A 13,105-nucleotide genomic window follows, 5' to 3' on the forward strand; every position below is an offset into this window, starting at 1 on the left:
TTTGTTTCAATCCGGCGGGGCCCGACGCGGCCCCGGTATCATCCGCGTGAAACCGCATGCCGGGATGCTCGAAGGAGCGCCCGGCTTTTTTATTGAGATGGACCCAGCCACCCCCCTGCCCACACCCTTCGTCGAGTTCCGTGACGTCACGTTCGGCTACGGTGCGCGCGCCATCCTCGATGGCGTCTCCTTCACCGTGCCGCGTGGCAAGGTGACGGCCCTGATGGGCGCATCGGGCGGCGGCAAGACCACGGTGCTGCGCCTGATCGGCGGACAGCAGAAGGCGCAGCGCGGCGAGGTCCTGTTCGATGGTCAGGATGTGCTCAGGTTCGACGCTGCGGCATTGTATGCAGCGCGGCGTCGCATGGGCATGCTGTTCCAGTTCGGTGCACTGTTCACCGACATGAGCGTGTTCGACAACGTGGCTTTCCCGCTGCGCGAACACACCCAACTGCCCGAAGCGCTGATCCGCGACATCGTGCTCATGAAGCTCGACGCGGTCGGGCTGCGCGGCGCGCGCGAGCTGATGCCCAGCGAAGTCTCGGGCGGCATGGCGCGGCGCGTGGCGCTGGCGCGGGCGATCGCGCTCGACCCCGACCTGGTGATGTACGACGAGCCCTTCGCCGGCCTCGACCCGATCTCGCTGGGCACGGCCGCGCGGCTGATCCGCCAGCTCAACGACACGCTGGGGCTGACCAGCATCATCGTCTCGCACGACCTGGAAGAGACCTTCCGCATCGCCGACCACGTGATCATCCTGGCCAACGGCGGCGTCGCCGCGCAGGGCACGCCGCAGGCCGTGCGCGAGAGCGCCGATCCGCTGGTGCACCAGTTCGTCCATGCGCTGCCCGACGGGCCGGTGCATTTCCACTATCCGGGCGTCGGCGTCGAGGACGACTTCGGCCCGGCCTCGGGAGGCCGGCCTTGAGCTTCTGGAATCCCGCCGACCTCGGCTTCGCGGTGCGCTCCAAGCTGTCCGACCTGGGCCGCGGCGCGCGCCTGTTCTGGCGGCTGTTCAGCGACCTGGGCGGCCTGCGCCGCTTCTCGCTGGTGCGCGACCAGGTCCATTTCCTGGGCAACTACTCGCTGGCGATCATCGCCGTGTCGGGCCTGTTCGTCGGCTTCGTCATGGGCCTGCAGTACTTCTACGGGCTGCAGCGCTACGGCGCGACCGAGTCGGTGGGCGTGCTGATCAGCCTGAGCCTGCTGCGCGAATTCGGCCCGGTGATCACCGCGCTGCTGTTCGCCGGCCGCGCCGGCACCTCGCTGACCGCCGAGATCGGCCTGATGAAGGCCGGCGAGCAGCTCAGCGCGATGGAGATGATGGCAGTCGACCCCGTCAAGCGGGTGCTCGCGCCGCGTTTCTGGGGCGGCGTGATCGCGATGCCGATGCTGTCCGCGGTGTTCTGCGCGGTCGGCATCCTGGGCGGCTGGGTGGTCTGCGTGCCGCTGCTGGGCATCGATGCCGGCGCCTTCTGGAGCCAGATGCAGAACGGCACCGACGTGTTCAGGGACCTGGGCAACGGCGTCATCAAGAGCATCGTCTTCGGCTTCACCGTGACCTTCGTCGCGCTGCTGCAGGGCTTCGAGGCCCAGCCCACGCCCGAGGGCGTGTCGCGCGCCACCACCCGCACCGTGGTGGTGGCCTCGCTGGCCGTGCTGGCGCTGGACTTCCTTCTCACCGCCATGATGTTCAGCATCTGAGCGCAAACTCGACAACGAGAGCAAACCATGCAACGTTCCAACAACGACATCTGGGTGGGCCTGTTCGTGCTGATCGGCGCGGCGGCCCTGCTGTTCCTGGCGCTTCAGTCGGCCAATTTGCTGAGCCTGAACTTCCAGAAGACCTATTCCGTCACCGCGCGCTTCGACAACATCGGCGGCCTCAAGCCGCAGACGGCGGTCAAGAGCGCCGGCGTGGTGGTCGGCCGCGTGGAATCCATCACCTTCAACGACAAGCTCTTTCAGGCCGACGTCACGCTGGCGCTGCAAAACCGTTACAGTTTTCCCAAGGACAGTTCGCTCAAGATCCTGACCAGTGGCCTGCTCGGCGAGCAGTACATCGGGATCGAGGCGGGCGCCGAGGAAAAGAACCTGCAGGCCGGTGACACCGTCACCTCCACGCAATCCGCGGTGGTGCTGGAAAACCTGATCAGCCAGTTCCTCTTCAGCAAGGCTGCCGATGGAACGCCGAATGCCTCGAATGCGGGCGCGGCGCCGGGAACCCCGAACAAAAAATGAAAACACGATCCTTCCTGTCTCCCGCTTCCCATGCCGTGAAGCGCATCGCCGACCACGCCCGCTGGGTGGGGGCCGCCGTCGTCCTCGCCGTGCTGGCCGGGTGTGCCACCGGCCCCAATGCCAACCCGTCCGATCCCTTCGAGCCGTTCAACCGCGGCGTGTTCTCGTTCAACGAGAAGGTCGACGAGGTGGTGCTGGTGCCGGTGTCCACCGCCTATGTCAACGTGCTGCCCTCGATGGTGCGCACGGGGGTGAACAACTTCTTCGGCAACCTGGGCGACATCTGGAGCTTCGCCAACAGCGTGGCCCAGCTCAAGCTGCAGAACAGCGCCGAGACCTTCATGCGGGTCAACGTCAACACCATCTTCGGCCTGGGCGGCCTGATCGACGTGGCGACCGAAGTCGGCATCGACCGCCACGACGAGGATTTCGGCAAGACGCTGGGCCGCTGGGGCGTGGGCGCGGGCCCGTACGTCGTGCTGCCGCTGCTCGGCCCCTCGACGCTGCGCGACACCGCGGCCAAGCCGGTCGACCTCTATGGCGACGCGCTCAATGCCGTCCAGGACGTCGCCTGGCGCAACTCCCTGACCGCGCTGCGTGTGGTCGACAAGCGCTCGCAGTACCTGCGCGCCGGTCGGCTGATCGACGACGCCGCGCTCGACAAGTATTCGTTCACCCGCGATGCCTTCCTGCAGCGCCGCCGCAGCCAGATCCAGGACGGCAGGGCGCCCGACGACGACGCGGGCAAGTGACCGACGCCTGCGACAGACCGCAGGCGGCACGTTGAGCTGTGAGGGCCGTTGGCCGATCGCTTGCATTCCGTTGCAAGCGGCGGCTGGCGCCCGAGGAACCCGGACGGCGATGGCGCTGTCCAAACCTTTCATGTCGCGGCACGCCGTTTCCGTGCGGGCCGCGCGAGATCCGAAACCTGAGGGACCTGCCCGATGAACAACAAGATGATCCTGCAACGACGCAGCTTCGGCCACATGGCGCTGGCCGGTGCGCTGCTGTTCAGTGCCGCCGCGGCCTTCGTGAGCCCGGCGCGCGCCGCCGACGAAAGCCCCGATGCGCTGGTCAAGCGCATCTCGACCGACGTGCTCGAGACCATCAAGTCCGACAAGTCGATCAAGTCGGGCGACGTCAACAAGATCATGGTGCTGGTCGACAGCAAGATCATGCCCAACGTCAATTTCCAGCGCATGACGGCCTCCGCCGTCGGCCCGGCCTGGCGCACGGCCACGCCGGAACAGCAGAAGCGGCTGCAGGACGAGTTCAAGACCCTGCTGGTGCGCACCTATGCCGGCGCGCTCGACCAGGTCAGCGACCAGACGGTCAGCGTGCGCCCCTTCCGCGGTTCGCCCGACGACACCGACGTGCTGGTGCGCACCGAGGTCCGCGGCCGCGGCGACCCGGTCCAGCTGGACTACCGCCTCGAGAAGACGCCGGGCCAGGGTTCCGGCTGGAAGGTCTACAACCTCAACGTGCTGGGCGTGTGGCTGGTCGATACCTACCGCACCCAGTTCGCGCAGCAGATCAACAGCCAGGGCATCGACGGCCTGATCGCCGCACTGGCGGCGCGCAACAAGAGCAACGGCAAGAGCTGAAGATGCTGGTCCTGCCGACCAAGCTCACGCACGACGAGGCGCCGGCCTGCATGCGCATGCTGCAGCAGGGGCTGGCGGGCCAGAGCGGCTCGGCGGCGGTGGTGGATGCCAGCGCGCTGGTGCGCTTCGATTCCTCGGCGCTGGCCGTGCTGCTCGAATGCCGCCGCGAGGCCAGCGCCCTGGGGCGCAGCTTCGCGGTCAAGGGGCTGTCGCCCCGGCTGCGCGAACTGGCCGCGCTCTATGGCATCGCGGGCCTGCTGCCGGCCTCGCCCTGAAGGGCGGCAAGAGGTCATTTGAAGGGCCGCGCACCTTGAAAGTGCAGGCCGCCTAGAATCCCGGGCTCCCATGCCCGCGATCTCCTTCCAATCGGTCTCCAAGACCTACCCCGCCTCACGTCAGCAACGCGCCCAGGGCAAGCCTGGCCTGCGCGCGGTCGACGACGTGAGCTTCCAGATCGAAGAAGGCGAGTTCTTCGGCCTGCTGGGGCCCAACGGCGCCGGCAAGACCACGCTGATCAGCATGCTGGCCGGGCTCTCGCGCCCCACGGCCGGCGCCGTCAGCGTGCACGGCTTCGACGTGCAGCGCGACTACGCCGAAGCCCGCCGCCACCTGGGCATCGTGCCGCAGGAGCTGGTGTTCGACCCCTTCTTCAACGTGCGCGAATCGCTGCGCATCCAGTCGGGCTACTTCGGCATCAAGAACAACGACGCCTGGATCGACGAGCTGCTGCACAGCCTGGGCCTGGCCGACAAGGCCAGCGCCAACCTGCGGCAACTGTCGGGCGGCATGAAGCGCCGGGTGCTGGTGGCGCAGGCGCTGGTGCACAAGCCGCCGGTGATCGTGCTCGACGAGCCCACCGCCGGCGTCGACGTCGAACTGCGCCAGACGCTGTGGCAGTTCATCGCCAAGCTCAACAAGCAGGGCAGCACCGTGCTGCTCACCACCCACTATCTCGAAGAGGCGGAGGCGTTGTGCCACCGGATCGCCATGCTCAAGCAGGGCCGCGTGATCGCGCTCGACCGCACCAGCGAGCTGCTGAAGTCGGCCGCCAGCAACGTGCTGCGCTTCAAGACCGATGCCAACCTGCCCTGGGCGATCGCCCAGCATGCGCGCATCACCGGGCGCATCGTGCAGCTGCCGGCGCAGAACGCACACGAGGTCGAGCAGCTGCTCGGCGCGCTGCGTGAGGCCGGCGTGGCGGTGGAGGACGTCGAGATGCGCAAGGCCGATCTCGAGGACGTGTTCATCGACCTGATGGCCGGCGAGCAGATCCCGCTGGAGGTGGCGCGATGATCGGCACCACGGGCTGGCGCACGCTGCTCTACAAGGAGACGCTGCGCTTCTGGAAGGTCGGCTTCCAGACGGTCGGCGCGCCGATCCTCACGGCCGTGCTGTACTTGATGGTGTTCGGCCATGTGCTGGAAGACCACGTCAAGGTCTACGGCACGGTGGGCTACACCGCCTTCCTGATCCCGGGCCTGGTGATGATGAGCGTGCTGCAGAACGCCTTCGCCAACAGCTCCTCGTCGATCATCCAGAGCAAGATCATGGGCAGCCTGGTGTTCGTGCTGCTCACGCCGCTGTCGCACTGGGGCTGGTTCTTCGCCTATGTGGGCTCGTCCATCATCCGCGGCCTGGCCGTGGGCCTGGGCGTGTTCATCGTCACCGTGTTCTTCGCCGTGCCGGACTTCGCGGCGCCGGCCTGGATCATCATCTTCGCCTTCCTGGGCGCGGCCATGCTGGGCACGCTGGGCCTGATCGCCGGCCTCTGGGCCGAGAAATTCGACCAGATGGCGGTGTTCCAGAACTTCCTGATCATGCCCATGACCTTCCTGTCGGGCGTGTTCTATTCGATCGGCTCGCTGCCGCCCTTCTGGCAGAACGTGAGCCACCTGAACCCCTTCTTCTACATGATCGACGGCTTCCGCTACGGCTTCTTCGGCGTCAGCGACGCCTCGCCCTGGCTCAGCTTCGGCATCGTCGGCAGCGCCTGGCTGGTGGTGAGCGCGATCGCCGTGCACCTGCTGCGAATCGGCTACAAGATCCGGGGCTGAGAATCCGGATTGCGGGACGCAGAGGACGCGAAAAAAGCGGAGCCAATGGCTTCGGGCGTCTTTTGCGTTCTTTGCGAAACCTTCGCGTCCTCTGCGTCCGGAAGTCCGTTTCCCGAGAGCCCAAAGCACATTGAACAACCCCATGACCGCTGAAGAACTCCAAGCCATCATCACCGCCGGCCTGCCCTGCGAACACATCGCGCTGGAGGGCGACGGACGCCACTGGTACGCCACCATCGTGTCGGCCGAATTCGAGGGCAAGCGCTCGATCCAGCGCCACCAGCGGGTCTACGCCACGCTCGGTGCGAAAATGCATACCGACGAGGTGCATGCGCTGTCGATGAAGACCTTCACGCCCGCCGAATGGGCCGCGGCGCCCCGTTGATGCCGCTTTGCAGGCATTCCTGCTAGATATCGCTGGATTTTTCATGGACAAACTTCTCATTCGCGGCGGGCGCAAGCTTGGCGGCGAGGTACTCGTTTCCGGCGCCAAGAACGCCGCGCTGCCCGAGCTCTGCGCCGCGCTGCTGACCGACCAGCCCGTGACGCTGCACAACGTGCCGCGCCTGGAGGACGTGTCGACCATGCTCAAGCTGGTGCGCAACATGGGCGTGGCGGTCGAGCGCGACGGCAACGGCACCGTGCGGCTCGACGCCGGCGCGCTGCACACCATCGAGGCCCCCTACGAGCTGGTCAAGACCATGCGCGCCTCGGTGCTGGCGCTGGGCCCGCTGCTCGCGCGCTTCGGCCAGGCCAAGGTCTCGCTGCCCGGCGGCTGCGCGATCGGCTCGCGGCCGGTCGACCAGCACATCAAGGGCCTGCAGGCCATGGGCGCCGAGATCGTGGTCGAGCACGGCTACATGGTCGCGCGCCTGCCCGCCGGGCGCACCCGCCTGAAGGGCGCGCGCATCCTGACCGACATGGTGACCGTGACCGGCACCGAGAACTTCCTCATGGCCGCGGCCCTGGCTGAAGGCGAGACGCTGCTCGAGAACGCGGCCCAGGAGCCGGAGATCGTCGACCTGGCCGAGATGCTGATCAAGATGGGCGCCCGCATCGAGGGCCATGGCACCAGCCACATCCGCATCCAGGGCGTGGACAAGCTGCACGGCTGCGAGCACGCGGTGGTGGCCGACCGGATCGAGGCCGGCACCTTCCTGTGCGCGGTCGCGGCCGCCGGGGGCGAGGTGTTCCTGCGCCATGCGCGCGCCGACCACCTCGACGCGGTGATCGACAAGCTGCGCGACGCGGGCTGCGAGGTGCAGGCCGTCGAGGGCGGGGTGCGGATCGCGTCGACCGGCGCCACCGACCTCAAGGCCCAGGCCTTCCGCACCACCGAATACCCGGGTTTCCCGACCGACATGCAGGCCCAGTTCATGGTGCTCAACTGCGTGGCCCACGGCTCGGCGGCCGTGACCGAGACCATCTTCGAGAACCGCTTCATGCACGTCAACGAGCTGGTGCGCCTGGGCGCGGCCATCCATGTCGACGGCCGGGTGGCGCTGGTCGAGGGCGGTGCCCGCCTGTCGGGCGCGACCGTGATGGCGACCGACCTGCGCGCCTCCGCCAGCCTGGTGATCGCCGGCCTGGTGGCCGAGGGCGAGACCCTGGTCGACCGCATCTACCACCTGGACCGGGGCTACGACCGGATGGAAGCCAAGCTGCGCGGCCTCGGCGCGGACATCGAGCGCATCGCATGAAGCCCACCCTCCTGACGAAAGCCCGCCCATGATCACGCTCGCCCTCTCCAAAGGACGCATCTTCGACGAGACCCTGCCGCTGCTGGCCGCCGCCGGCATCGAGGTCACCGAGGACCCGGACAAGTCGCGCAAGCTGATCCTCGCCACCACCCGGCCCGACGTGCGCGTGGTGCTGGTGCGCGCCTCCGACGTGCCGACCTACGTGCAGTACGGCGGCGCCGACCTGGGCGTGACCGGCCTCGACGTGCTGCTCGAAGGCGGCAACCAGGGCCTCTACCAGCCGCTGGACCTGCGCATCGCCGCCTGCCGCCTGAGCGTGGCGGTGCGCGCCGACTACGACTACGCCTCGGCCGTGAAGCAGGGCTCGCGCCTGACGGTGGCCACCAAGTACGTCAACCTGTCGCGCAACTTCTTCGCCAGCAAGGGCGTGCACGTCGACCTGATCAAGCTCTACGGCAGCATGGAGCTCGCGCCGCTGACCGGCCTGGCCGACGCCATCGTCGACCTGGTCTCGACCGGCAACACGCTCAAGGCCAACCACCTGGTCGAAGTCGAGCGCATCATGGACATCAGCGCCCGCCTGGTGGTGAACCAGGCCGCGCTCAAGCTCAAGCAGGCCCCGATCCGCCGCATCCTCGACGCCTTCGCGTCGGCCATTCCGCAATCCTGACACCATGACCCTGTCCGCCACTCCTCTGCGCCTGTCCACCGCCTCGGCCGATTTCGAAGCCGCCTTCAAGGCGCGCCTGCATTGGTCCGCGGAAGCGGACTCGGCGATCGAGACGGTGGTGGCCGGGATCCTGGCCGACGTGCAGCAGCGCGGCGACACGGCGGTGCTCGAGTACACCGCGCGCTTCGACCGGCTCGACGTGGCCGGCATGCCGGCGCTGGAACTCAGGGCCGACGAACTGCGCGCCGCCTTCGAGTCGCTGCCCGCCGTGCAGCGCGAGGCGCTCGAAGCCGCCGCACGCCGCGTGCGCAGCTACCACGAGGCCCAGAAGAAGGCGAGCGGGGAGAGCTGGCAGTACCGCGACGAGGACGGCACCTTGCTGGGCCAGAAGGTCACGCCGCTCGACCGCGTCGGCATCTACGTGCCGGGCGGCAAGGCCGCCTATCCCTCGAGCGTGCTGATGAACGCGATCCCGGCCCATGTGGCCGGCGTCGGCGAGATCATCATGGTCGTGCCCACGCCCGGCGGCGAGAAGAACCCGCTGGTGCTGGCCGCGGCCTATGTCGCCGGCGTGAGCCGCGCCTTCACCATCGGCGGCGCCCAGGCCGTGGCCGCGCTGGCCTACGGCACCGCCACCGTGCCCGCGGTCGACAAGATCACCGGCCCCGGCAACGCCTACGTGGCGGCGGCCAAGCGCCGCGTGTTCGGTACCGTGGGCATCGACATGATCGCGGGCCCGAGCGAGATCCTGGTGCTGGCCGACGGCAGCACGCCGCCCGACTGGGTGGCGATGGACCTGTTCAGCCAGGCCGAGCACGACGAGCTCGCGCAGAGCATCCTGCTGTGCCCCGACGCCGCCTACATCGAGCGCGTGCAGCAAGCCATCGACCGGCTGCTGCCCACCATGCCGCGCGCGGAGATCATCGCCGCCTCGCTCAACGGCCGCGGCGCGCTGATCCACACGCGCAGCATGGAAGAGGCCTGCGCCATCAGCAACCGCATCGCGCCCGAGCACCTGGAGGTCAGCAGCAGCGAGCCGCACCGCTGGGAGCCGCTGCTCAAGCATGCCGGTGCGATCTTCCTCGGTGCCTTCACCAGCGAAAGCCTGGGCGACTACTGCGCCGGCCCGAACCACGTGCTGCCCACCAGCGGCACCGCGCGCTTCTCGAGCCCACTGGGCGTGTACGACTTCCAGAAGCGCTCCAGCCTGATCGAGGTGAGCCAGGCCGGCGCGCAGGTGCTGGGCCCGATCGCGGTCACGCTGGCCGAAGGCGAGGGCCTGCAGGCCCATGCCGAGGCGGCCCGGCTGCGGCTGCAGCGCGGCTGAGGCGCCGACGATGGCTGCGCTCGCACGCACCGTCCTGCTGGCCGCGCTGCTGGCCGGCGCCGGCGCGCAGGCCATGAGCATCCGAGAACTGCGCACGCTCGAGGCCAACGAGAAGGACGGCAAGGCCTACGCCAGCTACTACCTGGTCGGCGTGATGGAGGGCTTGCGCGAGGCCAGCGACAGCGCCCAGCGCGCGGGCCAGAAGCCGCTGTTCTGCGTCGAAGGCCGCCGGCTCGAGCCCGCGATGGCGCGCTCGCTCTACCAGACCGAACTCGCGCGCAACGCCGACAGCTACGAGGCGGACATGCCGGTCCAGCTCGTGCTGTCGGCCGCGCTGCGCGGCAGCTACCGCTGCACCCACTGACACCCCATGAACGCTGATTCCACCTCCACCGCTTCTTCCCCCGCGCTCCAGCGCATCCGCGCCGACGTCCAGTCGATGCACGCCTATGCCGTGCAGGACGCGACCGGCCTGCTCAAGCTCGACGCCATGGAGAACCCGCACGGCCTGCCGCCCGCGCTGCAGGCCGAACTCGGCGCGCGACTGGGCGCGCTGGCGCTCAACCGCTACCCCGGCGCGCGCGGCGACGACCTCAAGCGCGCGCTGGCCGTGCACGCGCAGATGCCCGAGGGCTTCGCGCTGATGCTGGGCAACGGCTCCGACGAGCTGATCTCGCTGCTGACCATGGCCTGCGACCTGCCGGGCGCGACGGTGCTGGCGCCGGTGCCGGGCTTCGTGATGTACGCCATGAGCGCGCAGCTGCAGGGCGTGCGCTTCGTCGGCGTGCCGCTCACGGCCGATTTCGAGCTCGACACGCCGGCCATGCTGGCCGCGATCGCGGCCGAGAAGCCCGCCATCGTCTACCTGGCCTATCCCAACAACCCCACGGCCAACCGCTGGGACGACGCGGCGATCGAACGGATCGTCGAGGCCCAGGGCGCGCAGGGCGGCCTGGTGGTGATCGACGAGGCCTACCAGCCCTTCGCCGCTCGCAGCTACATCGACCGCGTGGCGCGCCACGGCCACGTGCTGCTGATGCGCACGCTGAGCAAGTTCGGCCTGGCGGGGGTGCGGCTGGGCTACCTGATGGGCCCGGCGGCGCTGATCGCCGAGATCGACAAGGTGCGCCCGCCCTACAACATCAGCGTGCTCAACTGCGAGTGCGCGCTGTTCGCGCTCGAGCATGCCGAGGTCTTCGATGCCCAGGCGGCCGACATCCGGGCCCGGCGCGAGGAGCTGGTCGCGGCGCTGGCCCGGCTGCCGGGCGTGACCCAGTGGCCCAGCGAGGCCAACATGGTGCTGGTGCGGGTGCCCGACGCGGCAAAGACCTTCGAGGGCATGAAGGCGCACGGCGTGCTGGTCAAGAACGTTTCTAGAATGCACCCATTGCTGGCGAACTGCCTGCGCCTGACCGTCGGCACGGCCGACGACAATAGCCGCATGCTCGCAGCCCTCGAATCCTCCCTATGAACACCCCCACGGCACCCCAGGCCGCCGCCCTCGCGGGCGATCGCGTGGCCTCCGTCACCCGCAACACGGCCGAAACCAAGATCACGGTCTCGGTCAACCTCGACGGCACCGGCCGCGCCAAGCTGTCGACCGGCATCGGCTTCTTCGACCACATGCTCGACCAGATCGCCCGCCACGGGCTGATCGACCTCGAGATCGACTGCCAGGGCGACCTGCACATCGACGGCCACCACACGGTGGAAGACGTGGGCATCACGCTGGGCCAGGCCGTGGCCAAGGCCGTGGGCGACAAGAAGGGCCTGCGCCGCTACGGCCACGCCTACGTGCCGCTCGACGAGGCGCTGAGCCGCGTGGTGATCGACTTCTCCGGCCGTCCCGGCCTGGTGATGCACGTGCCCTTCACCAGCGGCATGATCGGCGGCTTCGACAGCCAGCTGACCTACGAGTTCTTCCAGGGCTTCGTGAACCACGCCTTCGTCACGCTGCACATCGACAACCTCAAGGGCATCAACGCGCACCACCAGTGCGAGACGGTGTTCAAGGCCTTCGCCCGCGCGCTGCGCTCGGCGCTCGAGATCGACCCGCGCTCGGTCGGCGTGATTCCCTCGACCAAGGGATCCCTCTGATGCGCAACACCGTCGCCGTCGTCGACTACGGCATGGGCAACCTGCGCTCGGTGTCGCAGGCCGTGCAGCATGCGGCCGACCAGGTGGGCGTGGAGGTCTTCGTCACCTCCGACCCCGACGTGGTGCGCCAGGCCACGCGCGTCGTGCTGCCGGGGCAGGGCGCGATGCCCGACTGCATGCGCGAACTGCGCGACTCGGGCCTGCGCGAATCGGTGCTCGAAGCCGCCGCCAGCAAGCCGCTGTTCGGCGTCTGCGTGGGCATGCAGATGCTGCTCTCGCACAGCGACGAAGGCGCGACCGACGGGCTCGACCTGATCCCCGGCCGCGTCGTCAAGTTCGAGCTGGCCGGCCGCACCCAGCCCGACGGCAGCCGCTACAAGGTGCCGCAGATGGGCTGGAACCAGGTGCGCCAGGCGCAGCCGCATGCGGTCTGGGCCGGCGTGCCCGACGACGCCTACTTCTATTTCGTCCACAGCTTCTATGCGAAGCCGGTCGACCCGCGCCACAGCGTGGGCGAGGCCGACTACGGCGCGCCGTTCACGGCCGCCATCGCACGCGATAATATTTTTGCGACCCAGTTCCACCCTGAGAAGAGTGCGGACCACGGTCTGCAGCTCTACCGCAACTTTCTCCACTGGAACCCCTGAGCCTCCCCGGGCCGACCTGCCATGCTGCTGATTCCCGCCATTGATCTCAAAGACGGCCACTGCGTTCGCCTCAAACAGGGCGACATGGACCAATCGACCATCTTCAGCGAAGACCCGGCCGCCATGGCGCGCAAGTGGGTCCAGGCCGGCGCGCGCCGCCTGCACCTGGTCGACCTGAACGGCGCCTTCGCCGGCAAGCCGCAGAACCACGCGGCCATCAAGGCGATCCTGCGCGAAGTGGGCGACGAGATCCCGGTGCAGCTGGGTGGCGGCATCCGCGACCTCGACACCATCGAGCGCTACATCGACGACGGCCTGCGCTACGTGATCATCGGCACCGCCGCGGTCAAGAACCCGGGCTTCCTGAAGGACGCCTGCGTCGCCTTCGGCGGCCACATCATCGTGGGCCTGGACGCCAAGGACGGCAAGGTCGCGACCGATGGCTGGAGCAAGCTCACCGGCCACGAGGTCGCCGACCTGGGCAAGAAGTTCGAGGACTACGGCGTCGAATCGATCATCTACACCGACATCGGCCGCGACGGCATGCTCTCGGGGATCAACATCGAGGCCACGGTCAAGCTGGCGCAGGCCCTGACCATCCCGGTGATCGCCTCGGGCGGCCTGTCGAACATGGCCGACATCGACCAGCTCTGCGCGGTCGAATCCGACGGCGTCGAGGGCGTGATCTGCGGTCGCGCCATCTACTCCGGCGACCTGGACTTCGCCGCGGCCCAGACCCGCGCGGATGCGCTGGCCGCGAACTGA

17 protein-coding genes are annotated in these 13,105 nt (G+C 68.5%); all 17 read left to right on the top strand.

Annotated features, from left to right (window positions below):
* Window positions 1–64: 64 nt before the first annotated feature.
* The 17 genes from QTI20_RS13720 (at window position 65) to hisA (ending at window position 13,105) form a co-directional block, all read left to right on the top strand.
* Window positions 65–928 carry an ABC transporter ATP-binding protein gene (locus QTI20_RS13720; protein WP_286551619.1) on the top strand — a complete coding sequence of 288 codons (864 nt, stop codon included), beginning with the start codon at window positions 65–67 and terminating at the stop codon, window positions 926–928.
* Window positions 925–1,704: a lipid asymmetry maintenance ABC transporter permease subunit MlaE gene (gene mlaE / locus QTI20_RS13725; protein WP_183024977.1), complete on the top strand. Its 780-nt coding sequence runs from the start codon at window positions 925–927 to the stop codon at window positions 1,702–1,704. Before QTI20_RS13720 ends, mlaE begins: the two co-directional genes overlap by 4 nt.
* Window positions 1,705–1,731: 27 nt before the next feature.
* Entirely contained in the window at window positions 1,732–2,241 is a 510-nt protein-coding gene (gene mlaD, locus QTI20_RS13730) for an outer membrane lipid asymmetry maintenance protein MlaD (RefSeq protein ID WP_286551620.1), read from the top strand.
* Window positions 2,238–2,993 (top strand): MlaA family lipoprotein, encoded by a 756-nt coding sequence (locus tag QTI20_RS13735; RefSeq protein ID WP_286551622.1) that lies wholly within the window; start codon window positions 2,238–2,240, stop codon window positions 2,991–2,993. Before mlaD ends, QTI20_RS13735 begins: the two co-directional genes overlap by 4 nt.
* A gap of 192 nt (window positions 2,994–3,185) precedes the next feature.
* On the top strand, window positions 3,186–3,845 hold the full coding sequence (locus QTI20_RS13740; RefSeq protein ID WP_286551623.1) for an MlaC/ttg2D family ABC transporter substrate-binding protein: 660 nt from the start codon (window positions 3,186–3,188) through the stop codon (window positions 3,843–3,845).
* Window positions 3,846–3,847: 2 nt separating this feature from the next.
* Complete coding sequence (locus QTI20_RS13745) at window positions 3,848–4,120, top strand: STAS domain-containing protein (protein WP_286551624.1); 273 nt, start codon at window positions 3,848–3,850, stop codon at window positions 4,118–4,120.
* 70 nt (window positions 4,121–4,190) lie between these two features.
* On the top strand, window positions 4,191–5,138 hold the full coding sequence (locus QTI20_RS13750; protein WP_286551625.1) for an ABC transporter ATP-binding protein: 948 nt from the start codon (window positions 4,191–4,193) through the stop codon (window positions 5,136–5,138).
* A complete protein-coding gene (locus QTI20_RS13755; RefSeq protein WP_286551626.1) occupies window positions 5,135–5,899 on the top strand; it encodes an ABC transporter permease in 765 nt (254 codons plus the stop codon). The genes QTI20_RS13750 and QTI20_RS13755 overlap by 4 nt, the downstream gene beginning before the upstream one ends.
* 142 nt (window positions 5,900–6,041) lie before the next feature.
* Window positions 6,042–6,284, top strand: a complete 243-nt coding sequence (locus QTI20_RS13760) for a BolA family protein (protein WP_183024984.1) — start codon at window positions 6,042–6,044, stop codon at window positions 6,282–6,284.
* Between the two features lie 43 nt (window positions 6,285–6,327).
* Entirely contained in the window at window positions 6,328–7,599 is a 1,272-nt protein-coding gene (murA, locus tag QTI20_RS13765; protein WP_286551628.1) for a UDP-N-acetylglucosamine 1-carboxyvinyltransferase, read from the top strand.
* A 28-nt stretch (window positions 7,600–7,627) separates the two neighbouring features.
* On the top strand, window positions 7,628–8,269 hold the full coding sequence (gene hisG, locus QTI20_RS13770) for an ATP phosphoribosyltransferase (RefSeq protein ID WP_183024986.1): 642 nt from the start codon (window positions 7,628–7,630) through the stop codon (window positions 8,267–8,269).
* A 4-nt stretch (window positions 8,270–8,273) separates the two neighbouring features.
* Window positions 8,274–9,596 carry a histidinol dehydrogenase gene (gene hisD, locus QTI20_RS13775; protein ID WP_286551629.1) on the top strand — a complete coding sequence of 441 codons (1,323 nt, stop codon included), beginning with the start codon at window positions 8,274–8,276 and terminating at the stop codon, window positions 9,594–9,596.
* 10 nt (window positions 9,597–9,606) lie between these two features.
* Entirely contained in the window at window positions 9,607–9,960 is a 354-nt protein-coding gene (locus tag QTI20_RS13780) for a hypothetical protein (protein WP_183024988.1), read from the top strand.
* Between the two features lie 6 nt (window positions 9,961–9,966).
* On the top strand, window positions 9,967–11,067 hold the full coding sequence (gene hisC / locus QTI20_RS13785) for a histidinol-phosphate transaminase (RefSeq protein ID WP_286551630.1): 1,101 nt from the start codon (window positions 9,967–9,969) through the stop codon (window positions 11,065–11,067).
* Window positions 11,064–11,693: an imidazoleglycerol-phosphate dehydratase HisB gene (hisB, locus tag QTI20_RS13790; protein WP_183024990.1), complete on the top strand. Its 630-nt coding sequence runs from the start codon at window positions 11,064–11,066 to the stop codon at window positions 11,691–11,693. The genes hisC and hisB overlap by 4 nt, the downstream gene beginning before the upstream one ends.
* Entirely contained in the window at window positions 11,693–12,340 is a 648-nt protein-coding gene (hisH, locus tag QTI20_RS13795) for an imidazole glycerol phosphate synthase subunit HisH (RefSeq protein ID WP_286551631.1), read from the top strand. The genes hisB and hisH overlap by 1 nt, the downstream gene beginning before the upstream one ends.
* A gap of 21 nt (window positions 12,341–12,361) precedes the next feature.
* The gene (hisA, locus tag QTI20_RS13800) at window positions 12,362–13,105 is read left to right on the top strand and encodes a 1-(5-phosphoribosyl)-5-[(5-phosphoribosylamino)methylideneamino]imidazole-4-carboxamide isomerase (RefSeq protein WP_183024992.1); all 744 of its coding nucleotides are present in this window, start codon (window positions 12,362–12,364) and stop codon (window positions 13,103–13,105) included.

The sequence above is a fragment of the Variovorax sp. J2P1-31 genome (assembly GCF_030317215.1).
Classification (GTDB): Bacteria; Pseudomonadota; Gammaproteobacteria; order Burkholderiales; family Burkholderiaceae_C; genus Variovorax.

Excerpts from the sequence above, each read along its gene's own strand:
- QTI20_RS13740 (WP_286551623.1), top strand. The coding sequence starts at position 3,186 with ATGAACAACAAGATGATCCTGCAACGACGCAGCTTCGGCCACATGGCG.
- QTI20_RS13750 (WP_286551625.1), top strand. The coding sequence starts at position 4,191 with ATGCCCGCGATCTCCTTCCAATCGGTCTCCAAGACCTACCCCGCCTCA.
- QTI20_RS13755 (WP_286551626.1), top strand. The coding sequence starts at position 5,135 with ATGATCGGCACCACGGGCTGGCGCACGCTGCTCTACAAGGAGACGCTG.
- hisC (WP_286551630.1), top strand. The coding sequence starts at position 9,967 with ATGAACGCTGATTCCACCTCCACCGCTTCTTCCCCCGCGCTCCAGCGC.
- hisA (WP_183024992.1), top strand. The coding sequence starts at position 12,362 with ATGCTGCTGATTCCCGCCATTGATCTCAAAGACGGCCACTGCGTTCGC.
- QTI20_RS13720 (WP_286551619.1), top strand. The coding sequence starts at position 65 with ATGCTCGAAGGAGCGCCCGGCTTTTTTATTGAGATGGACCCAGCCACC.
- murA (WP_286551628.1), top strand. The coding sequence starts at position 6,328 with ATGGACAAACTTCTCATTCGCGGCGGGCGCAAGCTTGGCGGCGAGGTA.
- hisD (WP_286551629.1), top strand. The coding sequence starts at position 8,274 with ATGACCCTGTCCGCCACTCCTCTGCGCCTGTCCACCGCCTCGGCCGAT.
- QTI20_RS13735 (WP_286551622.1), top strand. The coding sequence starts at position 2,238 with ATGAAAACACGATCCTTCCTGTCTCCCGCTTCCCATGCCGTGAAGCGC.
- QTI20_RS13780 (WP_183024988.1), top strand. The coding sequence starts at position 9,607 with ATGGCTGCGCTCGCACGCACCGTCCTGCTGGCCGCGCTGCTGGCCGGC.
- QTI20_RS13760 (WP_183024984.1), top strand. The coding sequence starts at position 6,042 with ATGACCGCTGAAGAACTCCAAGCCATCATCACCGCCGGCCTGCCCTGC.
- QTI20_RS13745 (WP_286551624.1), top strand. The coding sequence starts at position 3,848 with ATGCTGGTCCTGCCGACCAAGCTCACGCACGACGAGGCGCCGGCCTGC.
- mlaD (WP_286551620.1), top strand. The coding sequence starts at position 1,732 with ATGCAACGTTCCAACAACGACATCTGGGTGGGCCTGTTCGTGCTGATC.
- hisH (WP_286551631.1), top strand. The coding sequence starts at position 11,693 with ATGCGCAACACCGTCGCCGTCGTCGACTACGGCATGGGCAACCTGCGC.
- hisG (WP_183024986.1), top strand. The coding sequence starts at position 7,628 with ATGATCACGCTCGCCCTCTCCAAAGGACGCATCTTCGACGAGACCCTG.
- hisB (WP_183024990.1), top strand. The coding sequence starts at position 11,064 with ATGAACACCCCCACGGCACCCCAGGCCGCCGCCCTCGCGGGCGATCGC.